Below are 22,603 nucleotides of genomic sequence, written 5' to 3'. Positions count from 1 at the left end.
CGACTACGTCGCGGTCCGCACCTTGTTCGTCGCCGCGGTGAGCGCCTGCGTGAACCCTGCGCGGTCGGCCCGCGCGGTCCCGCCGGCACCGTCGCCGCCGATCGAGGTGGCGATCACCAGCACCGCGTAGCCGCGGACGTTCTCGCCGCCGATGAGCTGCTCCTGCTCGAAGCGCGACGCCTTCCCGTCGACGGTGATCGTGCCGGTCGCCCGGGTGAACACGGCCCGGGCGCCCTTCGGCGCACCGGGCAGCGCGACCGGCGTCACCTTCGCATCCATCACGACCCGGTCGGCCGAGCCGGCCTTCGGGCTCATCTCGATCCGGAAGGACTCGCACCCCGCCGGGATCGCGACGGCGCTGTCGACGGAGCCCGACGACAGGGTCTCCGAGAGCGCGGTCCGCTTCGCCTCGTTGGTCGCGACGAGGATGGGCAGGCCCGCGGCGCGGGACAGTGCTCCGCGGTCGACGGCCGGCGCGCAGTGGGCCGGCGTGACCCGGGCACCGGTGAGGCCGTCGCCGACGGACGCGGTGATCCCGGCCAGCTCCTTGGGGCTCACTTTCTCCACCTGGTAGCCCGCGGGGACCTCCGCCTGCGTGAGCAGGAGCTGCGCCGCGGGAGTGGCGGGCTTCGCGGGCGCGGCCGACGCGAGGCCGGCCGGGGCGGCGAGGGCGACGGCCGCGAGGGCCAGGACGGAACGACGGACGGCACGCATGAGGATCCCCCTGTAGGTCGAACGGGCAATGACGTCGAGAATAGTTCATCACTCGTACTCATTGGTGAACACTCGACAGGAACGGTCACCGATCGCGGAGCCGGTCCGATGCCTCGAATCGCCCGCGCGCGCCGCGCCGCGTCTGCAAAGCTGCGAGCCATGGGTGCCGACGTCGATGCCAGGGTGTTCACGCGCGAGGACCGCATGCGGTTCCGTCGCCAGGTCCAGCGCGGAACGGACGCCATCGCCCGCATGCTGGCCGAGGGGCTGTTCACGGACGACGGTGCGCCGCCGGAGCCGCTGCTCGGCATGGAGGTCGAGCTGAACCTCGTCGACGACGAGATGGAACCGGCCATGGCGAACGCGGACGCCCTCGACGCCATCGCGGACCCGGACTTCCAGACCGAGCTGGGCCAGTTCAACATCGAGATCAACGTGGCGCCGCGGCCCTTCGTCGACCAGAGCACCGAGAACCTCGAGGACTCCCTGCGGGAGTCGTTGAACCGCGCCGACGAGCGCGCCCGCGCCGCGGGGTCGAACCTCGTCATGATCGGCATGCTCCCGACGCTCGAGGAGGAGCACTTCGGCAAGCAGTGGTTCTCCGCGAACCCGCGCTACGACCTCCTCAACGAGCAGGTCTTCGCCGCCCGCGGCGAGGACATCGAGATCGACATCGAGGGCGCGCCGCTGCCGGGCGCGGTGGTGGGCGAGCGGCTCGACATCACCTCGGACACCATCCTTCCCGAGGCGGCGTGCACCTCGCTGCAGCTGCACCTGCGGGTGGCGCCCGAGGACTTCGCGGCGCACTGGAACGCGGCGCAGGCCATCGCGGGCGTGCAGGTGGCGATCGCCGCGAACTCTCCCTTCCTCGCGGGCAAAGCGCTCTGGCACGAGACCCGCATCCCACTGTTCGAGCAGGCCACCGACACCCGGCCGATCGAGCTGCGCAATCAGGGCGTGCGGCCCCGGGTCTGGTTCGGAGAGCGGTGGATCACCTCCACCTTCGACCTGTTCGAGGAGAACACCCGCTACTTCCCCGCGCTGCTGCCGGTGTGCAGCGACGTCGACCCGCTCGAGGTGGTCTCGCGCGGCGAGTCCCCCGAGCTGCCCGAGCTGCGGATGCACAACGGCACCGTCTACCGCTGGAACCGCCCCGTCTACGACGTGGTCGACGGGCACGCGCACCTGCGGGTGGAGAACCGCGTCCTGCCCGCGGGCCCGACGGTGGTCGACACGATGGCGAATGCGGCCTTCTACTACGGCGTGGTCCGCGCGCTGGTCGAGGCCGACCGTCCCATCTGGACGCAGATGAGCTTCGACGCCGCGACCGAGAACCTGCACTCCGGCGCCCGTGACGCCTTCGACGCCGGCCTGTACTGGCCGAACGTCGGCTGGATCCGGCCCGACGAGCTGGTGCTGCGCCGGTTGCTCCCCCTCATGGACTCCGGCCTCAAGGCGTACGGCGTGGGCTCGAAGTCACGTGACCGGTACCTCCAGGTGCTCGAGGGGCGGTGCATCTCGCGGCAGACGGGCTCCTCCTGGCAGCGCCAGGCCGTCGCGAATCGCGAGGCGGCGGGCGAGACCCGCGCGCAGGCATTGCGCGGGATGCTGGCCGACTACGTGCAGCTCATGCACGAGGGGAATCCGGTGCACACCTGGGAGGTGTGAGGACCGCTCAGCGGCGCAGCACGAAGAAGAAGGGCGCCGCGCCGCGCAGGTCCATCACGCCCAGCAGGGTCGCGCCGTCGACGCGGCGGAAGTGGTCGTTGATGGGCAGGGCGTCGTAGCTCATCGTGGCGGTCACGACGCCGCGGTGCTCCATCATCCGCAGCCGCGCACGGGGTTTCACGGTGCGTGCGAGCCGCAGCCCGCGACGGGCGAGCGGCGCCGTCGCGGTGAGCAGCGCCCGCGGCAGCCGCATCGATGCGCCCAGCGGCATCGCCGCGGGGTTCACCGGGTAGGGGCCGCGCGGACCGTCGAAGACGAGCGGCTGCACGTCGTCCGCGGAGGCGAAGCGTTTGCCGTGCCACCCGTACAGCTCGAGCAGCCCGTCCATGGGGTGGCCGGTGTCGAGTCCCTCGCCGCGCCAGTCGCCGAGGATGTCGGGCACTTTCGCGGCGGGCAGCGCGTCGTAGAGCGCGAAGGCCTCCGTCGCGGTACCCGCGGCCTGCAGCCGGGCCAGTTCGGCCGCCGGCGATCCCGTGTCCGCGGTCATCGTGCCTCCTCGTCGGTTCGGTCAGTCCCGACGGTACGCGCTCAGCCGCCGAGCAGGTGCGCGAGCGCCCGCTCGACGTTCGGGTGCCGGAACGGGTGCCCACGCTCCTCGAGCACCGCCGGGCGCACCCGCTGGGAGGCGAACGCGAGGTCCTCGGCGCCCTCGCGCCCGAGCAGCAGAGCCGGGCCGAATCCGGGCACGGGGAGCAGGGTCGGCCGGTGCACGGCCCGCCCGAGGGCGCGCGTGTAGACCGCGTTGCGGACGACGCCCGGCGCCACGGCGTTGACGGGGCCCGTCAGGTCCGTGTCCCACAGCGCGCAGTGGTAGACGTCGACGAGGTCGTCGATGCTCACCCACGGCTGCCACTGCCGGCCGTCGCCGAGCCGGCCGCCGAGCCCGACGCGGAACAGGGGCAGGAGCATCCCGAGGGTGCCGCCCTGCGGGGCCTGCACGATCCCCGTCCGCACCGTCACCACGCGGGTGCCCTCCCCCGCGCCGTCGTGCGCCGCGTCCTCCCACCGGCGCACCACCTCGGAGAGGAAGTCCGCCTCGGCGGGCCCGGCCGCGGTCTCGGTCAGCACCTCGTCGCCCCGGTCGCGGCCGTAGTAGCCGACGGCGGAGGCGCTCACGAAGACCGGCACACCGGCCTGCGCCGCGGCCCGGGCGAGCAGGCGGGTCGGCTCGATCCGGCTCGCCTCGACCGCCCGCTTGTGATCGTCGGTGAACCGGCCCGCGATGCTCGCGCCGGCGAGGTGGATCACCGCGTCCGCGCCCTCCAGGGCGGCCGGATCGGGAGCCTCGGGATCCCAGCGGCGCTCGTCCTCGGACTGCGGTGCGCCGCGCACGAGCCGCAGCACGCGGTGGCCGCCGGTGCTGAGGAAGGCGGTGAGGTCCTTGCCGACCAGGCCGGAGGCCCCGGTGACCGCGATCGTGGACGGCCGCAGCCCCGCGTTCGCGGCCCGACGGTGCGCGGCGAGGTCACCGGCGAGGCGGCGGTACCGGAATTCGATGACCTCGGAGAGCAGGCCCTCGGGCACGGGAGTCTGCACCTCGTCGCTCACCCGCGTGTGCGCCGCGTCGACCGGCTCGAAGCCGTGCACGTGCCGCCACGGGAAGAGCCCGGCGGGCAGGGACCGGACGCCGTCTGCGGTCACCTCGTCGACGAAGCGGCGCCCCTCGACGTACCCCGACGGATCGTGCTCGGCGCGCCACTGCAGCCCGCCGGGCAGATCGATCACGGTCACGCCGTCCGCCAGCGAATCCGCCTGCGACCGGAGGCGCATCGGCACCCACGGGGCCTGGAGGCGGGCGAAGGCCCCGGGGCGGGAGAACCAGGCGAAGACCTCGTCCACGGGGGCGTCGATGACTGCCGATCGTTGGATTCCCATGCCTCCACGCTAACGCCGGAACCGTCTCCCCACAGGGTGGGAAGAATCTCCCCGCGCAATCCCATCCGTCGGCCGCACGGCTCCGAATGAGGGGCATGAACAGTGGAAGCAGACGCTTCGCCGTCGTCGGCAGCGGAGTCAGCGGACTCGTCGCCGCACACGAGTTGAGCAGGATCGGCCGGGTCACGCTGTACGAGCGCGACTCGCGCCTCGGCGGGCACGCGCACACCCATGCGGTGGACCTGGGGCTCGGCGCCCCGGTGCAGGTGGACTCCGGCTTCCTCGTCCACAACGACCGCACCTACCCCGTCCTGTGCCGGCTCTTCGACGAGCTCGGCGTCGCGACCCGCGACGCGGAGATGAGCATGTCGATCCGCGACGACGCCCGCGGCGTCGAGTTCGCGGGCGGCAAGGGCCTGCGGGGCCTGATCCCCTCGCCGCGCCGCCTCGTCGACCCGCGGCACGTGCGACTCCTGGCCGAGGTGCCGCGGTTCCACCGCAGCGCCCGGCGGCATCTCGACGACGGCACCGCGGACGTCCCGCTCGGGGAGTTCGTCCGCCGGGAGGGCTTCAGCGACCGCCTCGTCCACGGTTTCCTGCGCCCCCTGGTCGCCGCCGTGTGGTCGTGCCCGCCCGACGACGTCGACGCCTATCCCGCCCGCTACCTGTTCCGGTTCCTCGCCAATCACGGCATGCTGTCGGTGGGCAGCTCGCTCCAGTGGCGCACCGTGGTCGGCGGTTCGGCGCGGTACGTCGAACGGATCGCCGCGGGCGTCGCGGACGTCCGCACCGGCGTCGGTGTCCGCGGCCTGGCACGTACTGCGCGGGGCGTGCGCATCGTCGACGACGCCGGGCGGACGGAGGAGTTCGACGGTGCCGTCGTCGCCGTCCACCCGCACCAGGCGCTCGCGCTCCTCGACGCTCCCACCCCGCTCGAGCGGGAGCTGCTGGGTGCGATCGGATACACCCCGAATCCCGGCCTGCTGCACACGGACACGTCGCTGCTGCCGCGGACCGAGAACGCACGCGGCTCGTGGAACTATCTCGCCGGCGACGGCGGTCGCGTCTGCGTGACCTACGACCTCAACCGGCTCATGGGCCTCCCCGGCGGCGGGGAGACCGCCCTGGTCACGTTGGGCGGCGACGACCTGGTCGATCCGCGTCGGGTGCTCGCGGAGCTGGACTACGAGCATCCGGCGTTCACCGTGGAGTCGGTCGCGGCGGCGCGCAGGCTCGACGAGATCTCGGGCCCCGGGCTGGCTTTCGCGGGCGCTTACCACGGGTGGGGCTTCCACGAGGACGGTGCCGCCTCGGGGCTGCGAGCCGCCGCGCGGGTCGAGGGCGGCACGCCATGACGCCGACGCCCGCGCTGTACGACACGGAGATCGGCCACCTCCGGCGGTCGCCGATCGAGCACGGTTTCCGCTACCGGAGCGCCAGTTGGTTCATCGACGTCGACGCGCCGCCGCGCGTGCCGCTGTGGCTGCGGCCCGTGGTGGGCTTCCGCGCGGCCGACCACCTCTTCCCGGTGACCGACGGTGCCGACACCCTGCGGGCCCGGGTCGAGCAGACCCTGCGCGAGAACGGCCTCGAGGCGCCGGGCGGAGCGATCACCGCCCTGCTCAACGCCCGGTGCCTGGGCTACGTCTTCGATCCGCTCACCGTCTTCTGGTGCCACGACGAGGACGGCGACGTGGCCGCCGTCGTCGCGGAGGTCCACAACACCTACGGCGGCCGGCACGCCTACGTGCTGGGCCCCGAGGCCCGGTCGGGCGCGAGCGTCGCCAAGGAGTTCTTCGTCTCGCCGTTCCACCCCGTCGACGGTGTCTACCGCCTGCGCATGCCCGAGCCGGACGATGCCCTGTCGATCGACGTGGTGCTCGAGCGGCCGGGCCGCGCGCCCTTCACCGCGCACTGGCGCGGCACGCGCAGGCCCGCGACCCCGCGCCGGATCCTGCTCGCGCAGTGGCGGGCCCCGCTCGTCCCGCTCGTCGTCGCTGCGCGGATCCGCGTGCACGGCATCCGTCTCTGGGCCTCCGGCCTGCCCCTGGTACCCCGTCCCGCCACCGTCGAACAGGAAGCGAAGCAGTGACCCTCGAACTCGAAGCGCTTCCCTCCCGCGATCTCGACCTCGCCGTCCCGGTCCCGGCCGGCCCGGGTGCCCGCGTCCTCGGCCGCGCCGCCCGGGCCCTCCTGCGCGGCGCCGCCGCGCGCAGCGGCGTCGCCCTCGCGGGCCCCGACGACACGGTTCCCGCGGACCCCGCGATGATCCTCCACGCACCCGACGCCGTGCACCGCCGGATCGGCACCGCCCGCCTCATCGGCTTCGGCGAGGCCTACGTCGCCGGGGAGTGGGACGCGCCGGACCTCGCCGCGACGCTCACCGCCCTGGCGGAGCGGATGGCCGTGCTCGTGCCCCGCTGGCTCCAGTACGCGCGCGGCCTCGCCGCGATCGCCCGGCCGAAGACCGAGGTCGGCACTCCCGATCACGTGCAGGCCAACGTCTCGCACCACTACGACCTCTCCAACGAGCTGTTCGCGCGGTTCCTCGACGAGACACTGACCTACTCGAGCGCTTTGTTCTCCGCGCAGGAGCTCCCGGACGGCGAGCCGGGCGTCACTCGGGCTCCCGAGCCGGCCGGCGCGACCTGGCCGGCGCTCGCGGACGCCCAGCGCGCCAAGATCGATCGCCTCCTCGACGCGGCGGGCGTCGGCCCCGGAACCCGGGTGCTCGAGATCGGAACGGGCTGGGGCGAGCTGTGCCTGCGGGCCGCCGCGCGGGGCGCGACGGTGCGGTCGGTGACCCTGTCGGTCGAGCAGCGCGCGCTCGCGCTGCGCCGGATCGCGGAGGCCGGTCTCACCGATCGGGTGCGAGTGGACCTGCTCGACTACCGCGCCGTCGACGGCGAGTACGACGCCGTCGTCTCGGTCGAGATGATCGAGGCGGTCGGTGCGGCGCACTGGGACGAGTACTTCGAGGTCCTCGCGCGGCTGGTCGCGCCGCGCGGCCGGATCGCGGTGCAGGCGATCACCATGCCGCACGACCGGATGCTGGCGAGCCTGCGCACCTACACCTGGATCCAGAAGTACGTCTTTCCCGGCGGCATGCTGCCGTCCACCGAGGCGATCGCCACCGCGGCGGGACGCGCGGGCCTCGCCGTCCGCGCCCGACACCGGTTCGGCGCGCACTACGCCGAGACCCTCCGACTCTGGCGCGAGCGCTTCCTCGAGGATCCCGAATCCCTTCCGCGACCCGCGGACTCGGCGACGTTCCGCAGGTTGTGGGAGTTCTACCTCGCCTACAGCGAGGCAGGCTTCCGGTCGGGATACCTCGACGTCCAGCAGATCGTCCTCTCCCCGGAGAAGCCGGCATGACCGGCCGGCACGGGCCCGCCACTCGCACCTCCCTCGTCCGTCCACCGACCTCCCCGAGGAGCATCCGATGAAACGCACCGTTCTCGCCACCGCCGCCGTTCTCGCCCTCGCCGGGGCGACGGCCGCCCCCGCCGCCGCCGCGCCGCTCGGTCCCGTCGGGAAGGTCGACGTCGCCCGCTACGTGGGCACGTGGCACCAGCTCGCCACCGCACCGGCACCGTTCAGCCTGCAGTGCGCGCGCGATACGAGGGCCACCTACCGGATCGTCGACGCGAGCAACGTCTCGGTGCACAACTCGTGCACGACCTGGACGGGTTCGGTCTCCGCCATCGACGGCAACGCCCGGGTCACCGACCCGCGGACCACGGCGCAACTGCACGTGAGCTTCCCTGGCGTGCCGACCCAGGAGTCCCTCGACGGCCCACCGAACTACGTCATCGCCGCGCTCGCCCCGGACTACTCCTGGGCGTTCGTCGGGGACCCGGGGCGGCGCAGCGCGTTCGTGCTGTCCCGGACCCCGTCGGTCTCGCCGGCGCGCTGGGCGGAGATCCGGGCCACTGCGCGGCGGCTCGGATACAACGACTGCACGATCCTGAGCACCCCGACCACGGGCGGGCTCGACCGGATCGCCCCGCTGTGCACGCTGTCCTGAGCCGACCGCCGGCGCCGTCGCCGCACCGAACCGTGTCCGGAACGCCCGGACCCGGTACGGTACGGAAGGACGAAGGAGGCACGTCGATGACCCGTGCGCGAACCGAGGCCGACGAACTGCTCGAGCGCACCGCCGCGGGCGACGTGGGGGCGTTCCGCGACCTCTACGAACGCACCGGCAGGCTGGTCTTCGGCACGGCCCTGCGTGTGATCGGCGACCGCGGCTACGGCGAGGAGGTCACCCAGGAGGTGTACCTCGAGGCGTGGCGGAAGTCCTCCGAGTTCGACGCCACCCGCGGCTCCGCCGAGGCCTGGCTCGTCACCATGGCGCACCGCCGCTCCGTGGACCGCGTGCGCGCGGAACGATCCCGCGGCGATCGCGAGAACACCTTCGCCCAGAACGACTTCCAGCGGCCCCACGACTCGGTGGCGGAGGCGACGGAGCGCCGGGAGGACTCGGGTGCCGTGGTCGACTGCCTCGACACGCTGAGCGAGCCGCAGCGCGATGCACTCACGCTGGCGTATTACGGCGGGCACACGTACCGCGAGGTCTCCGAACAGGTGCAGGCCCCGCTGGCGACGGTGAAGAGCCGCATCCGTGACGGCATCGCCCGCCTACGGCGCTGCCTCGAGCCGCTCGGGTCGCCGTCATGAGCGGCGGGACCGGCCGGACCGACGAGGAACTGCTCGACGACGCCGAGGTGTACGCGCTGCACGCGCTCGACGACGCCGAGCAGGCGGAGGTCGAGGCCGCCCGTGCCGCCGCCTCGCCGGATGTTCGCGAGGACTTCGACTCCCGGGTCGGCGCGGCGCGCGAGACGATGGCCGCGCAGGCCGCGCAGGACGGGGTCGAGCCGCCCGCCGAGGTCTTCGACCGCGTCCTGGCGCGCGTCGTCGACGATCCGGGCGTGACACCGCTCCGCCGCCGGCGCGGTCCGTCCCGCCCGAGCTTCCGCCTCGTCGCGGCGGCCGCTGCCGTCGCCGTCGCGGTGGCGGCCGGCGTCGTCCTCGGGCGCACGGTGCTCACGGACCGCACCGGCCCGGCGCCGTCGGAGACCGAGATCGTGCTCGCCGCACCGGATGCGCGGACCGCGCAGGCGCGGATCGGCGACGCGACGATCTCGTTCATCTACTCCCGCGAGCGCAACGCGGGCGTGCTCCTGATGAACGACGTCCCGCCGCCGCAGGACGGCACCGTCTACCAGATGTGGCTGATGGATCCCGGGGGTGGCGCGCGCTCGCGCGGCACGATGACGCAGGCCGACGTGCGTCCCACGACGACCGCGGCGGTCACGTCGATCGACGGCGCCACCACGTTCGGGATCTCGATCGAGGCACCGGGCGGTGCGGCGACCCCGTCGGACCGGATCGTCACGACCATCCCGATCGCGGCGCGCTGACCCGGCCCGGGTCAGCGGACCCGGCCCACCCCGACGTAGCCGTAGTCGCAGCGCAACTGCGCCTCGGTGAGCGGATACTCCGGGCGCCACCGGCCGTAGCGCACCAGACCGGGCTCGAGGAGCTCCGTGCCCTCGAGCCAGGAGAGGATCTCCGCGCGGGGACGCATGTGCAGCGGCGTGGAGGTGTGCTCGTAACGCCGCCGCACCCAGCGCAACTCGGCGGCGACCTCGGGGTGCGCGGAGTCGTCGGAGAGGTGCGAGAGCGCGATCATGCTGCCGGGCACGACGGTCCGCCGGTAGCGGCGGAGTACTCCGCCGGGATCGTCCTCGTCGGCGACGAAGACGAAGGTGCCGACGGCGAGCACGCCGACGGGCCGGTCGAAGTCGATGAGCCCGCGGGTCACGGGGTGCTGCAGCACGGTGTCGGGATCACGGATGTCGAGCTTGAGCACTCCGGCGTGGGGGTCGTCGGCGATCAGCTGGCGCCCGAGCTCGTACGCGATCGGCTCGCGATGGACGAAAACGGTCCGCGCCGCGGGATTGACCAGCCGCGCCAGCTCGTGCACGGTGCCACCGGCCGTGATGCCCGATCCGAGGTCGAGGAACTGGTCGATGCCCGCGTTCGCCATCGTCTGCACCGCGCGCCGCGCGAAGGTCCGGGTGAGCCGGGCGCCGAGCGCCCAGTGCGGGGCCTCGCGGGCGATCTCCTCGCCGGCGTCCCGGTCGACGGGGAGGTAGCTGGTGCCGCCCAGGAAGTAGTCGTAGAGCCGCGATCCGTTCGGCCGGTCCATGTCCAGCGGGATCGCCGACGGTGCGCCGGTCGGTTCGGGATTCGTCATTGCAACGTCGAATCTAATCGAAGGTTCCGGCCCGCGTAGACTGGTCGAGCAGTTGAGCGACCGAGGAGGGGCATGGCGGAATCCTCGTCACCGCTCGGGTTCCTCGCGCGCGGTGAATCCGTCGTCGCCCTGCTCGTGGACGAATTCCTCATGTCGATCGCCGACGACGTCTACCTGCCGCTCCCCGCCGCCGTGGTCCGCGCGGAGCTGCTCACGGCCTTCCAGTCCGTGATCGCGGTGCTCGGCGCCGACGACTTCGACCCGGCCGTGGGGCGGGACGTCGGCAGGCTGCTCGTCTCGCTGCAGATCACCGTGCCCGCGGGCGCGGCGGCCGGCGGCCGGGCGATCGCCACCCTCCCGGACGCACTGGTCCGGGAACCGTCCGCGGAGGTCCGTCGGCGGACCGCGCTCGTCCTCGCGGAGTACACCGCCGGCTACGCCGAGGCCCTCACCCGCCGGATCATCGACGGGCAGGCCGTCGTGCACCGGGCCGCGCAGCTGGCCCGACGGTCCGCCGAGGAGGGCGAGCGGCAGGCACAGGCCCGCCTGCGCGTGATGTTCGAGCACGCCCGCTCGCCCGTCTTCGTCGCCGACGAGCGGGGCCGGATCCTCGAGGCGAACGCGACCATGACCGCGTTGATGGAGGCCAATCAGGCGCTCCTCGGGGCGTCGGGCGAGGACGTGCGGCCGCTGCTCGCCGAGGACCCCGCCGACGTGGCGCGGGTTCTGCGGGAGCTGGCCGACGCCGACGACGAGGGCGTGACCCGATTCCTCGAGCACCGGCACCTGCGCTTCCGGGGCGACCCGAGCGTGGGGCGTTGGGCGCTGAGCCGGGTCCCCGCCGAGGGCGACCGGCCGGCGCTGCTCGTGGGCGTCGGACACGACGTCACGGAACTGCGGGCGACCCACGCGGAGCTGAGCCACCTCGCCCACCACGACGCCCTGACGGGCCTGCCGAACCGGCGCCGGCTCCGCGAGGACCTCGCCGGCCGGGCCGCCGGGCCGGTGGGCTTCTGCCTCGTCGACCTCGACGGCTTCAAGGCGATCAACGACCGGCTCGGGCACGCCGCGGGCGACCGGTTGCTCGTGGCGACGGCCACGCGGATCCGCACCGCGCTCACCGGCGTCGGGACGCTGTACCGGGTGGGCGGCGACGAGTTCGCGGTCCTCGTCTCCCCGCCCTTCCGGCCCGGCGACGCCGCGCAGCTCGTGCATCGCGCGCTGTCGACGCCCATCGAACTGCCGGCGGCCGACGGCTCCGCGGCGCAGGTGGTGCGGGTCGGGGCGAGCGTGGGCACGACCACGACCACGGAGGCCGGCACCTCCGTGGAGGCGCTCATCGTCGCGGCCGACGCGGGCCTCTACCGCTCCAAGGACGCGCGCCGGGCCTGACGGCGCGCGTGCACCGTCCCCGCCAGCCACAGCAGCAGCACGATCACGCTCGTCGAGAGCACCTGGTCCCGCACACCGTCGTTGGCGATCGCGAGGACGACGATGCCCAGCAGCACCACGAGCACGGCCCACGACAGGTAGGGGTAGCCCCACATCCTGAGCGGCAGGTGCGTCCCCGCACGGTCGGCGCGGCGGCGGAGCACGATCTGCGAGGCGATCGTCGCGAGCCAGGTGACGATGAGTGTCGACCCGACGACGGCCAGCAGCCGGTCGAGCACGTCGGAACCCCAGACGTACGTCGCGGGCACGGCGAGGAAGCCGATCACCGAGCTGGCGAGAACGGCGAGAACGGGCACGCCCGAGGAGTTCGCGCGCCCGGCGACCGCGGGTGCCATGCCGCGCTCGGCGAGCGAGTACAGCATGCGGGAGCTGCCGTACAGGTTCGCGTTGAGCGAGCTGAGCAGCGCCACCACGATGACCACGCCGAGCGTCGTCCCGACCGCGGGTAGACCTGCCGCACGCAGTACGGCCACGAAGGGCTCCTTCGCGACGGCCGGATCGTCCCAGGGCAGCGCCAGCAGGATCACCGCGACGCTGCCGACGTAGAACACCAGGATCCGCCACACGGTCGCCCGGATCGCCCGCCCGACGGTCCGCTCGGGATCCTGGGTCTCGGCGGCGGCGACGGCCACGATCTCGATGCCGCCGAAGGCGAAGGCCACCACCAGCAGCGCCGCCACGACGCCGCTGATCCCGTGCGGCGCGAAGTCGGTGAGGTTGCCCAGCCCGGGCGACGGTGCCGAGGTCCAGCCGAGCAGGTAGCCCACGCCGATGATCAGGAAGAGCGCGACGAAGACGACCTTGATCAGCGAGAACCAGAACTCGAATTCGCCGAAGCCGCGGACGCCGGCCAGGTTCAGCCCGGTCAGCGCGACCATGAAGACCAGAGCCCACACCCAGACCGGCGGTCCGCCGGGCAGCAACCCGTTGAGGATGGCCGCCGCGGCCACCGCCTCGGCGGCGACCACGAGGCACAGCTGCACCCACCACAGCCACCCGACGGCGAAGCCCGCGCCCGGACCGAGCGCCCGGCCCGCGTAGTACGAGAACGCGCCGGGGTTCGGGTCCGCGGCCACCATCTCGCCGAGCATGCGCATGACGGCGATGACCACGAGCCCCGCCACGGCGTAGGCGACGAGGACCGCCGGTCCGGCCAGGGCGATCCCCTTGCCCGCGCCGACGAACAGCCCCGCACCGATCGCGGAGCCGAGGCTCATCATGATCAGATGCCGGGCGCGGAGCCCGGCGTGCAGGCCGGGATCGGTCGGCGCGGCTGTTGCCGTGTTCTCGCCCGACGGTGCCGCCATCAGCCGAAGATCGCGGGCAGCGTGCCCTCGTGCGCGGCGCGCAGGTCGGCCAGCGTCACGCTGAACCGGCCCTGCACCTCGACGGAGTCGCTGCCCTGGTCGACCACGCCGATCCGCACGGCGGGCAGCTCGCGGGCGGTGCACATCGCGGCGAACCGGGTCTCCTCGGTGCGCGGCACGGCGACGAGCACGCGGCCGGTCGACTCACTGAAGAGATGGACGAAGGCGCCTGCAACATCCTGGGCGCCCTCCGGGAGCAGCAGGCGGCAGCCGGTCTCGCCCGCGAGCGCGGCCTCGACGACGGCCTGCCACAGGCCGCCCTCGGACAGGTCGTGCGCGGCGGAGACGAGGCCGTCGCGGGAGGCGGCGGTGAGGACGTCGGCGAGCAGCTTCTCGCGCTGCAGGTCGACCTTCGGGGGCACGCCGCCGAGGTGGTCGTGCTCGACCTGCGCCCAGATGGAGCCGTCGAACTCGTCGTGCGTGTCGCCGAGCAGGTACAGCGTCTCGCCGGGCTCGGTGCCGAGGCCCGTCGGGATGCGTCGGCGCACGTCGTCGATGACGCCGAGCACGCCGATCACGGGGGTGGGCAGGATCGCGGTCGAGCCCGTCTGGTTGTAGAAGCTGACGTTGCCGCCGGTCACGGGGATGCCGAGCTCGACGCAGCCGTCGGCGATGCCGTGCACGGCCTGCTGGAACTGCCACATCACGCCCGGGTCCTCCGGGGAACCGAAGTTCAGGCAGTCGGTGACGGCCTTCGGCGTCGCGCCGGTGACCGCGACGTTCCGGTAGGCCTCGGCGAGCGCGAGCTGGCCGCCGACGTACGGGTCGAGGTAGGTGTAGCGGCCGGAGGCGTCGGTGGAGAGGGCGATGCCGCGCTGGGTGGTCTCGTCGATGCGGATGACGCCGCCGTCGGCGTGCTCGGCGAGCACGGTGTTGCCGCGGACGTAGCGGTCGTACTGCTCGGTGATGAACCTGCGCGAGCAGAGCGCGGGCGAGGCCAGCAGCTTCAGGGCGGTGGCGCGCAGCTCGTCGTCGGAGTCGGGGCGGCGCAGCCCGGCCGTGGTGTCGGCGATGAGCGCGTCCATGAACGCGGGGCGCTCGACGGGGCGCTCGTACACCGGTCCGTCGTGCGCGATCGTGCGGGCCGGCGCGTCGACGACGGTCTCGCCGTGCCAGTCGATGACGAGGTGCTCGCCGTCAGTGACCTCGCCGATGACGGTGGCGAGCACGTCCCACTTCGCGCAGACGGCCATGAAGGCGTCGACGTTCTCCGGCGTCACCACGGCGCACATGCGCTCCTGCGACTCGGACGAGAGGATCTCGGCAGCGCTCATGCCCTCGGCGCGGCACGCCACCTGGTCGAGGTCGACGTACATGCCTCCGTCGCCGGCCGCCGCCAGCTCCGAGGTGGCGCACGACAGTCCGGCGCCGCCCAGGTCCTGGATGCCCACGACGAGCTTCTCGCGGTACAGGTCGAGGCAGCACTCGATGAGCACCTTCTCCATGAACGGATCGCCCACCTGCACCGACGGCAGCTTCTTCGGCTTCTCGTCGGCGTCGAAGCTCTCGGAGGCCAGTACGGAGACGCCGCCGATGCCGTCGAGTCCGGTGCGGGCACCGAACAGGATGATCTTGTTGCCCTTGCCGGAGGCGAAGGCGAGGTGCAGGTCCTCGGTGCGCAGCACGCCGGCGCACAGCGCGTTGACCAGGGGGTTGCCCGCGTACGAGGCGTCGAAGACCGTCTCGCCGCCCACGTTCGGCAGGCCGAGCGAGTTGCCGTAGCCGCCCACGCCGCGCACGACACCGTCGAGCACGCGCCGGGTGTCGGGGGCGTCGGCCGGGCCGAAGCGGAGCTGGTCCATGACGGCGATCGGACGCGCTCCCATGGCCATGATGTCGCGGACGATGCCGCCCACGCCGGTGGCCGCACCCTGGTAGGGCTCGACGTAGGACGGGTGGTTGTGCGACTCCACCTTGAAGGTGACGGCCCAGCCGTCGCCGATGTCCACGACGCCGGCGTTCTCACCGATGCCCGCCAGCATTACCGCGCGCATCTCGTCGGTGGTGGTCTCGCCGAAGTAGCGCAGGTGCACCTTGGAGCTCTTGTAGGAGCAGTGCTCCGACCACATCACCGAGTACATGGCGAGCTCGGCATCGGTGGGGCGGCGGCCGAGGATCTCGCGGATCCGCTGGTACTCGTCGTCCTTGAGTCCGAGCTCGCGGTACGGCTGGTCGACATCGGGCGTGGAGGCGGCGTGGGTCACCGTGTCTACGTGCACCCGCCCAGTTTAGACGGGGGATTCACGGCCCGAGTTTCAGCCAGCGGTCGAGCACCGCAAGCGCCTGCTCCGCGGGTTCGCCGTCGGCGGGCCGGAGCACCAGCTCGGGGCGCTCGGGCGCCTCGTAGGGTGCGCTGACGCCCGTGAACCCGGGGATCTCACCGGCCCTCGCCTTGGCGTACATCCCCTTCGGATCGCGCTGTTCGCACAGCTCGACGGGGGTGTCCACGAAGACCTCGAGGAAGGGCAGCCCCGCCTCCTCGTGCTGGGCCCGGATCCGGTCGCGGTCCTCGCGGTAGGGGCTGATCAGCGAGGCGATCGCCACCGTCCCCGCGTCGGCGAGCAGCTGCGCGACGGCACCGACGCGGCGCACGTTCTCGGCGCGGTCCTCCGGCGTGAAGCCGAGGTCGGCGTTGAGGCCGTGTCGCAGGTTGTCGCCGTCGAGCCGGTACGCGGGCACGCCGCGGGCCACGAGCAGGCGCTCGAGCTCGCACGCCACCGTCGACTTGCCCGACGCCGAGAGCCCCGTCAGCCAGACGGTGCCGCCGCGCGTCGCGCGGTCCTCGCGCCGGACCGCCGCGCCGTGCCAGACCACCGCGCTCGAGCGCAGCGTGGGGCCGGTGATCATCCCCGCGGCGACGGTCTCGTTGGTCTGCGGGTGCACCAGCACGAAGCTGCCCGTGGTGCGGTTGCGGCGGTAGGGGTCGAACAGCACGGGCCGGCGCGCAGTCAGCCGCACCCGGCCGATGTCGTTGAGGCCGAGCTCGGCGGCGTCCTGGTCGCGGTGCAGCGTGCTGGTGTCCAGCCGGTAGTCCAGCGCCTCGACCCGCACCGGCTCGGAGGTGTGCGCATGCAGCATCCGGTACTCGGCGCCGGGGGTCAGTACGGCGGTGTCCGAGAACCAGCACAGCGTGGTGTCGAGATCGGTCGCGGACTGCGGGCGGTTCGCGGGGCGGCACAGCACGTCGCCCCGGCCCACGTCGAGGTGGTCGGCGAGCCTGATGCACGCGGCCTCCCCCGCCTCCAGCCGGTCGGCCTTCGCGCCGCCGGGCCGGTAGAGCTCGGCCACCGTCGTGGTGAAGCCCGACGGGAGCGCGACCACCTCGTCGCCCACCGCGAACGCCCCGGAGGCGACGGTGCCGGCCACGCCCCGGAAGTCGCTGTCCCGCGGCCGGATCACGTACTGCACGGGCAGGCGGGCGTCGATGAGGTTCTTGTCGCTCACCACGTGCACGTTCTCCAGGTGGTAGAGCAGCGACGGGCCGTCGTACCACGGGGTGTTCGCCGAGCGCTCGGTCACGTTGTCGCCCAACAGCGCCGAGACCGGGATGGCCTCCACGTCGTGCACCTCGAGCTTGGCCGCGAACTCCGCGAACTCGGCGCGGATGGCGTCGAACCGGGCGCGGTCGAAGCCGACCAGGTCCATCTTGTTCACGCACAGCACGATGTGCTCGACGCCGAGGAGCGAGGTGAGGAAGGTGTGCCGGCGGGACTGCCGGGTGAGCCCGTGCCGGGCGTCGACGAGGATCAGCGCGACGTCGGCCGTGGAGGCCCCGGTGACCATGTTGCGGGTGTACTGCTCGTGCCCGGGGGTGTCGGCGAGGATGAACTTGCGGGTGGCCGTGGCGAAGTAGCGGTGGGCCACGTCGATCGTGATGCCCTGCTCCCGCTCGGCCCGCAGGCCGTCGGTGAGCAGCGCGAGGTCCACGCCCTCCTCGCCGCGGGCCGCGGTGGTCGCGGCGACCGCGCTCAGCTGGTCCTCCAGGACGGACTTCGATTCGTAGAGCAGGCGCCCGATGAGCGTGGACTTGCCGTCGTCCACACTGCCGGCCGTCGCGATGCGCAGGATCTCCATCAGAAGTACCCCTCCTTCTTGCGGTCCTCCATGCCGGCCTCGGAGATCCGGTCGTCGGCGCGGGTCGCGCCGCGCTCGGTGATCCTGGTGGTGGCGACCTCGGCCACGACGGCCTCGGGGGTGGTGGCGTCCGATTCCACGGCGCCGGTACACGTCGCGTCTCCGACGGTGCGGAAGCGCACCGTCCGGCGCTCGGGCGTCTCGCCGGGCAGCGGCGCGACGAGCGGGCCCGTGGACAGCAGCATCCCGTCGCGCTCGATCACCTCCCGCTCGTGCGCGTAGTACAACGCGGGGAGCGCGATCGACTCGGCGGCGATGTACTGCCAGATGTCGAGCTCGGTCCAGTTCGACAGCGGGAAGACGCGGATGTGCTCGCCGCGCTGGTGCAGGCCGTTGAAGATGGTCCACAGCTCGGGGCGTTGCGCGCGCGGGTCCCACTGACCGAAACGATCCCGGAAGCTGAAGACGCGCTCCTTGGCGCGCGCCTTGTCCTCGTCGCGGCGGGCCCCGCCGAACGCGGCGTCGAAGCGCTGCTCACCGATGGTGCGCAGCAGCGTCGCGGTCTGCAGCCGGTTACGGGTGGCGCCCGGGCCGGTCTGCTCCACGACGGCGCCCGAGTCGATGTCGTCCTGCACGCTGCCGATCACGAGCCGCAGCCCGCGTTCCTCGGCGAGCTGGTCGCGGAAGGCCAGCACCTCGTCGAAGTTGTGCCCGGTGTCGATGTGCAGCACCGGGAACGGGATCGCGGCGGGCCAGAAGGCCTTCGCCGCGAGGTGCACCATGACCACCGAGTCCTTGCCGCCCGAGAACAGCAGCACGGGCCGCTCGAAGGTGGCCGCCACCTCCCGGAAGACGTACACCGCCTCCGCCTCGAGGAGCCGCAGGTGATCTGCGGCGACCGTCGTTTCCACCACCATCCGCCTCCGGTTCATATTTGGACCATATCGGTCCATTCCTGTTCCGGAGATTAGAACGTGTTCTTGCTCGCTGTCAACAGCCTCACCGCGCGGGCTTGCGACCGCCGATACGCACGGTGATCCGGTCCGCGGCGGCGATCAGCGCGGCCGCCCGCTCGGCGATGCCCGCCTCGTCCAGTTCCGCGCTGACGTACAGGCTCGCGACCATCGCCTGCGCCCCGTCGGCGTCGAAGACGGGCGCGGAGATGACGCTGACGTTCTGCGGCTCCCCTGCCGCGCCGGCCTCCCCTGGGAGGTGAACACGGTCGCCGATACCGGCCACCACCTCGCCGAGCAGGGCCCGCAGCTCCGCCGGTATGTCCCCCGGAACGCCGGCCATGAGCCGGTACAGCTGCTGCCCGGCGGGGGTGAGCAGCTCCACGAGGTAGCCGTCGGCGCGACAGGTCTCGATCACGCGCGCCAGCCGGTCGCCATCGGCCCGCACCCGATCGCGCGCGAGCCAGCGCTCCAGCCGGCCCGTGCGATCCCACAGGACGTACATGAGCCCGATCGGCGGCGTGAACGGGTAGCTGTCGCCCACTTTCACCATCGCGGGGCGCCCCGGATCCACGGCCACGTCGAGCACCGTCACCCGGTCGCCCACGACACCCGAGAGCGAGACGGGGTGCCCGAACGCCTCCCACAGTCCGGTCAGGACGTCGCCGCCGGCGGGGTCCGCGCGCAGCGACGTCCGCGCGGCACGACCGAGCGGGATCAGGGCCGGGCCGAGCCGGTAGGTCTTGTCCCGGTCGTCGCGGATCAGATAGCCCGATTCGACCAGCGTGGCGGCGATGCCGAGGCAGGTCGGCTTGCTCAGCCCGACGCGCCGCGCGAGCTCCGAGAGGCCGAACCGCTCGCGCTCGTGCCGGGAGAGGAAGTCGAGCACGGCCACCACCCGCGCGGTGGGCGGCGAGGTCCGCCCCGCCCCGCCGCCGGGTTCCACGGGCTCCACCGGATCCGTCATCGAGACTCCTTGACACTCGTCGCCGCCTGCGCCTACGGTCTGGAACAGGTTCTACCGCATTGGTCCACATTTGTACCACTACCGGAGGTGGGATGTACAGCGATCCGCTCGTCGCGGCGATCACCGAGGCCGAGGGCCTCGTCGCCGCGGCCCCGCACATCGAGAACGACGCCGACCTGCTGGAGGGGCTGCAGTACCTGGCGCAGGGCGTCGCGGCCTGCGTGCACGGCGCCTTCCACTTCGACAAGGACCATCCGTTCCTGCTCAGCGGCGCCGGCCCGTTCACCAAGATGGGACTCGACAACCCGGACACGCTGTACTTCGGCGCGCGGGTCGACGGGGCGCACGAGTACGTGATCACCGGCCGCCGCGGCACCACGTGCGACATCAGCTTCCAGGTGCTCGGCGGCGGCGAGTACACCGACGACAACGTGCCGGCCAGCACCGTCGCCTTCGACGACCGCGAGCTGACCGTCGACGACCAGGGCCGGTTCGAGGTCCGCTTCGGTCCCGGCGAGCCCGTCCCGGGCTCCTACTACCGGCTCCCTCCGGGCAAGGCGCAGTTGGTGATCCGCGAGGTCTTCGACGACTGGTCGGCGCAGCGCAGCACCTTCGCGATCGCCCGCGCCGACACCGCGGGCACCGCGCCGCCGCCCGTGACCGCCGAGTTGATGGCGAAGCGGTACTCCTCCGCCGGCAAGCAGCTGGTCAACCGCGTGAAGACCTGGCTGCAGTTCCCCAAGTGGTTCTACGATCCGCTACCGGTGAACACGCTGACGGCGCCGCGGCTCACGCCGGGCGGGCTCGCCACCCAGTTCTCCTCCGTCGGCCACTACGACCTCGCCGACGACCAGGCCCTCATCATCACCGTGCCCCGCGGCGACGCCCCGTACCTGGGATTCCAGCTCGGCAGCCTCTGGTACATCTCGCTCGACTACATCCACCACCAGACCTCGCTGAACGGCAGCCAGGCGCAGGTGGATCCGGACGGGATGATCCGGATCGTGGTCGCGCAGAACGATCCCGGCATCGCCAACTGGGTCGAGACGCTCGGCCACCGGCGCGGCTACCTGCAGTTCCGCTGGCAGCGCACCGCCTCCCCCCTCACGGCCGCCGACGGCCCCACCGCCGAGGTGGTCCCGCTCGCGGCGGTCGCCCAGCACCTCCCCCACTACGAGGCCAACCGCATCGACCCCGCATCCCGGAGCGCACGGATCGCGGAGCGGCAGCGTCTCATCGGCGAAAGGATGGTCGGCTGATGCCCGGTCTGGGACTGGACGGCAGGGTCGTCGTCATCGCGGGGGCCGGCCCGGCCCTGGGAGCCGTCCTCGCCCGACGGTTCGCCGACGAGGCCGCGCAGGTCGTCCTCGTCGCGCGGAGCGCGGAACGACTGGAGGCGATGGCCGCCGAGATCAACGGTGCCGTCGCGATTCCCGCGGACATCACCGACGAGGCGTCGCTCGCCTCGCTGGCGACACAGGTGCAGGAGCGATTCGGCCGGGTCGACGCGGTGATCAACAACGCCTTCACCTACCCGTCGATGCAGCGCTTGGCGAAGACCGACCCCGCCCACATCCTGCAGAGCGTCGACCTCATGGCCCTCGGCGCCCTGCGCACCGTGCTCGCCTTCCGCGAGGCGCTCGCGGCCGCGGACGGTGGCGGCGCCGTGGTCAACGTGAACTCGATGGTGATCCGCCACTCCGACCTGCGGTACGGCGGCTACAAGGCCGGTAAGACCGCGCAGCTCGCGCTGGCGCAATCACTCGCCACCGAGCTCGGACCGGAGGGTATCCGGATCAATTCCGTGGTGCCGGGCTGGATCTGGGGCGACACGCTCAAGGCCTACTTCGAGTACCGCGCGAGCACCAAGGGCGTCACGGTCGAGGAGGACTACGCCGATGCGGCGAAGAACTCGGACCTGCGGCGCCTGCCCACCGAGGACGAGGTGGCCTCGGCCGTCCTCTTCCTCGCCTCCCCCCGCGCGTCCGGCATCACCGGCCAGACGCTCGACGTCAACTGCGGAGAGTTCCATGTCTGAACGCGACACGGTCGCCGGCACCCGGGTCGGAACAGCCGACGACCTCCACGAATCGGCCATGCGGCGCACCGGCCTCAGCGACTTCGGCGACCCGTCGGACGGGTACCGCGAGGCCCTGCAGGTCCTGCTCGACTCCTACCGAGAGGAGGCGGCGCTCACCGAGCTCGGCTCGAAGCTCTCGCGCGTCTTCCTCCGCGGCGCCCTCTCGGCCCGGCTCATCAGCGAGGCCGCGTTCGCGGCGAACCCGGCCCACGCCGAGACCGCAATCGAGCGGCCGATGTTCGTCACGGGACTCCCCCGGTCCGGCACGACGGCGCTGCACCGCCTGCTCGACGCCGATCCCGGCAACCAGGGCCTGCAGATGTGGCTGGCGGAGGTCCCGCAGCCGCGGCCGCCCCGCGAGACCTGGGACGCGAACCCCGTCTACAAACTGCTCGATGAGCAGTACGCGCAGCACCACACCGAGCACCCGGAATTCATGGGGCTGCACTACATGTCGGCCTCCGAGGTGGAGGAGTGCTGGCAGCTGCTGCGCCAGTCCGTGCACTCGGTCTCGTACGAGTGCCTCGCGCACGTCCCGTCGTACGCCGCGTGGCTCGCCGAGCAGGACTGGACGCCCGCGTACCGCCGGCACAAGCGGAACCTGCAGCTGATCGGCATGAACGATCCCGGCAAACGCTGGGTGCTCAAGAACCCGAGCCACCTCTTCGCGCTCGACGCGGTACTCGAGGTGTACCCGGACGCACTGATCGTGCAGTGCCACCGCCCGGCGGAGACGATCATCGCCTCCGTGTGCTCGCTCGCGCAGCACGCCACGCAGGGCTGGTCGACGGCCTTCACCGGCGCGACGATCGGCGCGGACCAGCTGGACACGTGGTCGCGCGGCCTGGCCGCCTTCGACGAGGCCCGTGCCCGGCACACCGCCGCGGGCCGCGGCGCGCAGTTCGTGGACGTGGACTACCGGGACCTGGTGGCCGATCCGCTCGGCACCGTCGGAACGATCTACGACTCCTTCGGCCTGGAGCTGACCGACGATGCGCGGCGGTCGATGTCGGCGATGCACGACACCAGTCGCTCGGGAGCCCGGCGCCCCAACCACACCTACTCCCTCGAGGACTACGGACTGACGGAGGAATCCGTTCGCGCCGCGTTCGCCCGCTGACCGACGAG

Annotated in this window: 20 protein-coding genes; 11 read left to right on the top strand and 9 right to left on the bottom strand. The window is 72.6% G+C overall.

What is annotated here, in order from left to right; translation table 11 throughout:
- Nucleotides 1-3: 3 nt before the first annotated feature.
- Nucleotides 4-714: a hypothetical protein gene (locus FK530_RS02205; RefSeq protein WP_146485336.1), complete on the bottom strand. Its 711-nt coding sequence runs from the start codon at nt 712-714 to the stop codon at nt 4-6.
- Nucleotides 715-873: 159 nt separating this feature from the next.
- On the opposite strand from FK530_RS02205, the gene FK530_RS02200 reads away from it, so the two are divergent.
- Nucleotides 874-2,382, top strand: coding sequence for a glutamate-cysteine ligase family protein (locus FK530_RS02200; RefSeq protein WP_146485335.1), 1,509 nt, complete (start codon nt 874-876; stop codon nt 2,380-2,382).
- Nucleotides 2,383-2,389: 7 nt separating this feature from the next.
- Here the strand turns inward: FK530_RS02200 and FK530_RS02195 are convergent, their stop codons facing one another.
- Complete coding sequence (locus FK530_RS02195; protein WP_146485334.1) at nt 2,390-2,929, bottom strand: DUF4334 domain-containing protein; 540 nt, start codon at nt 2,927-2,929, stop codon at nt 2,390-2,392.
- Nucleotides 2,930-2,970: 41 nt separating this feature from the next.
- Entirely contained in the window at nt 2,971-4,317 is a 1,347-nt protein-coding gene (locus FK530_RS02190) for a TIGR01777 family oxidoreductase (protein WP_146485333.1), read from the bottom strand.
- A gap of 86 nt (nt 4,318-4,403) precedes the next feature.
- Between FK530_RS02190 and FK530_RS02185 the strand changes: the two genes are divergently transcribed.
- From FK530_RS02185 to FK530_RS02160, 6 genes are all read left to right on the top strand, one after another.
- Entirely contained in the window at nt 4,404-5,672 is a 1,269-nt protein-coding gene (locus FK530_RS02185; RefSeq protein WP_410468442.1) for an NAD(P)/FAD-dependent oxidoreductase, read from the top strand.
- Nucleotides 5,669-6,409 (top strand): DUF1365 domain-containing protein, encoded by a 741-nt coding sequence (locus FK530_RS02180; RefSeq protein WP_146485331.1) that lies wholly within the window; start codon nt 5,669-5,671, stop codon nt 6,407-6,409. Before FK530_RS02185 ends, FK530_RS02180 begins: the two co-directional genes overlap by 4 nt.
- Nucleotides 6,406-7,692 carry an SAM-dependent methyltransferase gene (locus FK530_RS02175; RefSeq protein ID WP_231706460.1) on the top strand — a complete coding sequence of 429 codons (1,287 nt, stop codon included), beginning with the start codon at nt 6,406-6,408 and terminating at the stop codon, nt 7,690-7,692. The genes FK530_RS02180 and FK530_RS02175 overlap by 4 nt, the downstream gene beginning before the upstream one ends.
- A 67-nt stretch (nt 7,693-7,759) precedes the next feature.
- Entirely contained in the window at nt 7,760-8,344 is a 585-nt protein-coding gene (locus FK530_RS02170) for a lipocalin family protein (RefSeq protein WP_146485330.1), read from the top strand.
- A gap of 86 nt (nt 8,345-8,430) precedes the next feature.
- Nucleotides 8,431-8,997, top strand: coding sequence for an ECF RNA polymerase sigma factor SigK (sigK, locus tag FK530_RS02165; RefSeq protein ID WP_146485329.1), 567 nt, complete (start codon nt 8,431-8,433; stop codon nt 8,995-8,997).
- Nucleotides 8,994-9,743, top strand: coding sequence for an anti-sigma factor (locus FK530_RS02160; protein WP_146485328.1), 750 nt, complete (start codon nt 8,994-8,996; stop codon nt 9,741-9,743). The genes sigK and FK530_RS02160 overlap by 4 nt, the downstream gene beginning before the upstream one ends.
- 11 nt (nt 9,744-9,754) lie before the next feature.
- On the opposite strand, the gene FK530_RS02155 is transcribed toward FK530_RS02160, so the two are convergent.
- Nucleotides 9,755-10,582, bottom strand: a complete 828-nt coding sequence (locus FK530_RS02155; RefSeq protein ID WP_146485327.1) for an SAM-dependent methyltransferase — start codon at nt 10,580-10,582, stop codon at nt 9,755-9,757.
- 72 nt (nt 10,583-10,654) lie between these two features.
- On the opposite strand from FK530_RS02155, the gene FK530_RS26830 reads away from it, so the two are divergent.
- Entirely contained in the window at nt 10,655-11,974 is a 1,320-nt protein-coding gene (locus tag FK530_RS26830) for a diguanylate cyclase domain-containing protein (RefSeq protein ID WP_158645008.1), read from the top strand.
- On the opposite strand, the gene FK530_RS02145 is transcribed toward FK530_RS26830, so the two are convergent.
- The 5 genes from FK530_RS02145 to FK530_RS02125 all read right to left on the bottom strand — a co-directional run bounded on the left by FK530_RS02145 (nt 11,944) and on the right by FK530_RS02125 (nt 19,395).
- Nucleotides 11,944-13,341, bottom strand: coding sequence for an amino acid permease (locus FK530_RS02145; protein ID WP_146485326.1), 1,398 nt, complete (start codon nt 13,339-13,341; stop codon nt 11,944-11,946). The two genes, FK530_RS26830 and FK530_RS02145, sit on opposite strands and share 31 nt — an antisense overlap.
- Nucleotides 13,341-15,620 (bottom strand): phosphoribosylformylglycinamidine synthase subunit PurL, encoded by a 2,280-nt coding sequence (gene purL, locus FK530_RS02140; RefSeq protein ID WP_146485325.1) that lies wholly within the window; start codon nt 15,618-15,620, stop codon nt 13,341-13,343. The genes FK530_RS02145 and purL overlap by 1 nt, the downstream gene beginning before the upstream one ends.
- A 22-nt stretch (nt 15,621-15,642) precedes the next feature.
- A complete protein-coding gene (cysC, locus tag FK530_RS02135; protein WP_146485324.1) occupies nt 15,643-17,475 on the bottom strand; it encodes an adenylyl-sulfate kinase in 1,833 nt (610 codons plus the stop codon).
- A complete protein-coding gene (cysD, locus tag FK530_RS02130) occupies nt 17,475-18,407 on the bottom strand; it encodes a sulfate adenylyltransferase subunit CysD (RefSeq protein WP_146485323.1) in 933 nt (310 codons plus the stop codon). Before cysD ends, cysC begins: the two co-directional genes overlap by 1 nt.
- A gap of 67 nt (nt 18,408-18,474) precedes the next feature.
- Nucleotides 18,475-19,395, bottom strand: a complete 921-nt coding sequence (locus tag FK530_RS02125; protein ID WP_146485322.1) for an IclR family transcriptional regulator — start codon at nt 19,393-19,395, stop codon at nt 18,475-18,477.
- Nucleotides 19,396-19,487: 92 nt separating this feature from the next.
- Here FK530_RS02125 and FK530_RS02120 point away from each other — a divergent pair, with 92 nt between their 5' ends.
- Genes FK530_RS02120 through FK530_RS02110 form a run of 3 tightly spaced genes read left to right on the top strand, consistent with a single transcriptional unit; the run spans nt 19,488 to nt 22,595 of the window.
- Entirely contained in the window at nt 19,488-20,654 is a 1,167-nt protein-coding gene (locus tag FK530_RS02120) for a hypothetical protein (protein WP_146485321.1), read from the top strand.
- Nucleotides 20,654-21,433 (top strand): SDR family oxidoreductase, encoded by a 780-nt coding sequence (locus FK530_RS02115; RefSeq protein ID WP_146485320.1) that lies wholly within the window; start codon nt 20,654-20,656, stop codon nt 21,431-21,433. The genes FK530_RS02120 and FK530_RS02115 overlap by 1 nt, the downstream gene beginning before the upstream one ends.
- Nucleotides 21,426-22,595, top strand: coding sequence for a sulfotransferase family protein (locus FK530_RS02110; protein ID WP_146485319.1), 1,170 nt, complete (start codon nt 21,426-21,428; stop codon nt 22,593-22,595). Before FK530_RS02115 ends, FK530_RS02110 begins: the two co-directional genes overlap by 8 nt.
- Nucleotides 22,596-22,603: the final 8 nt, after the last annotated feature.

Origin of the sequence: Tsukamurella conjunctivitidis, from assembly GCF_007858475.1 — a bacterium.
GTDB lineage: Bacteria > Actinomycetota > Actinomycetes > Mycobacteriales > Mycobacteriaceae > Tsukamurella > Tsukamurella conjunctivitidis.
The sequence above is the reverse complement of the archived record's forward strand: the minus strand, read 5'-3'. Positions and strand labels throughout refer to the sequence as shown.

Bases quoted from the DNA above. Each gene is read 5' to 3' on its own strand.
- FK530_RS02205 (WP_146485336.1), bottom strand. From the start codon at position 714: ATGCGTGCCGTCCGTCGTTCCGTCCTGGCCCTCGCGGCCGTCGCCCTC.
- FK530_RS02200 (WP_146485335.1), top strand. From the start codon at position 874: ATGGGTGCCGACGTCGATGCCAGGGTGTTCACGCGCGAGGACCGCATG.
- FK530_RS02195 (WP_146485334.1), bottom strand. From the start codon at position 2,929: ATGACCGCGGACACGGGATCGCCGGCGGCCGAACTGGCCCGGCTGCAG.
- FK530_RS02190 (WP_146485333.1), bottom strand. From the start codon at position 4,317: ATGGGAATCCAACGATCGGCAGTCATCGACGCCCCCGTGGACGAGGTC.
- FK530_RS02185 (WP_410468442.1), top strand. From the start codon at position 4,404: ATGAGGGGCATGAACAGTGGAAGCAGACGCTTCGCCGTCGTCGGCAGC.
- FK530_RS02180 (WP_146485331.1), top strand. From the start codon at position 5,669: ATGACGCCGACGCCCGCGCTGTACGACACGGAGATCGGCCACCTCCGG.
- FK530_RS02170 (WP_146485330.1), top strand. From the start codon at position 7,760: ATGAAACGCACCGTTCTCGCCACCGCCGCCGTTCTCGCCCTCGCCGGG.
- sigK (WP_146485329.1), top strand. From the start codon at position 8,431: ATGACCCGTGCGCGAACCGAGGCCGACGAACTGCTCGAGCGCACCGCC.
- FK530_RS02160 (WP_146485328.1), top strand. From the start codon at position 8,994: ATGAGCGGCGGGACCGGCCGGACCGACGAGGAACTGCTCGACGACGCC.
- FK530_RS02155 (WP_146485327.1), bottom strand. From the start codon at position 10,582: ATGACGAATCCCGAACCGACCGGCGCACCGTCGGCGATCCCGCTGGAC.
- FK530_RS26830 (WP_158645008.1), top strand. From the start codon at position 10,655: ATGGCGGAATCCTCGTCACCGCTCGGGTTCCTCGCGCGCGGTGAATCC.
- FK530_RS02145 (WP_146485326.1), bottom strand. From the start codon at position 13,341: ATGGCGGCACCGTCGGGCGAGAACACGGCAACAGCCGCGCCGACCGAT.
- cysC (WP_146485324.1), bottom strand. From the start codon at position 17,475: ATGGAGATCCTGCGCATCGCGACGGCCGGCAGTGTGGACGACGGCAAG.
- cysD (WP_146485323.1), bottom strand. From the start codon at position 18,407: ATGAACCGGAGGCGGATGGTGGTGGAAACGACGGTCGCCGCAGATCAC.
- FK530_RS02125 (WP_146485322.1), bottom strand. From the start codon at position 19,395: ATGACGGATCCGGTGGAGCCCGTGGAACCCGGCGGCGGGGCGGGGCGG.
- FK530_RS02120 (WP_146485321.1), top strand. From the start codon at position 19,488: ATGTACAGCGATCCGCTCGTCGCGGCGATCACCGAGGCCGAGGGCCTC.
- FK530_RS02115 (WP_146485320.1), top strand. From the start codon at position 20,654: ATGCCCGGTCTGGGACTGGACGGCAGGGTCGTCGTCATCGCGGGGGCC.
- FK530_RS02110 (WP_146485319.1), top strand. From the start codon at position 21,426: ATGTCTGAACGCGACACGGTCGCCGGCACCCGGGTCGGAACAGCCGAC.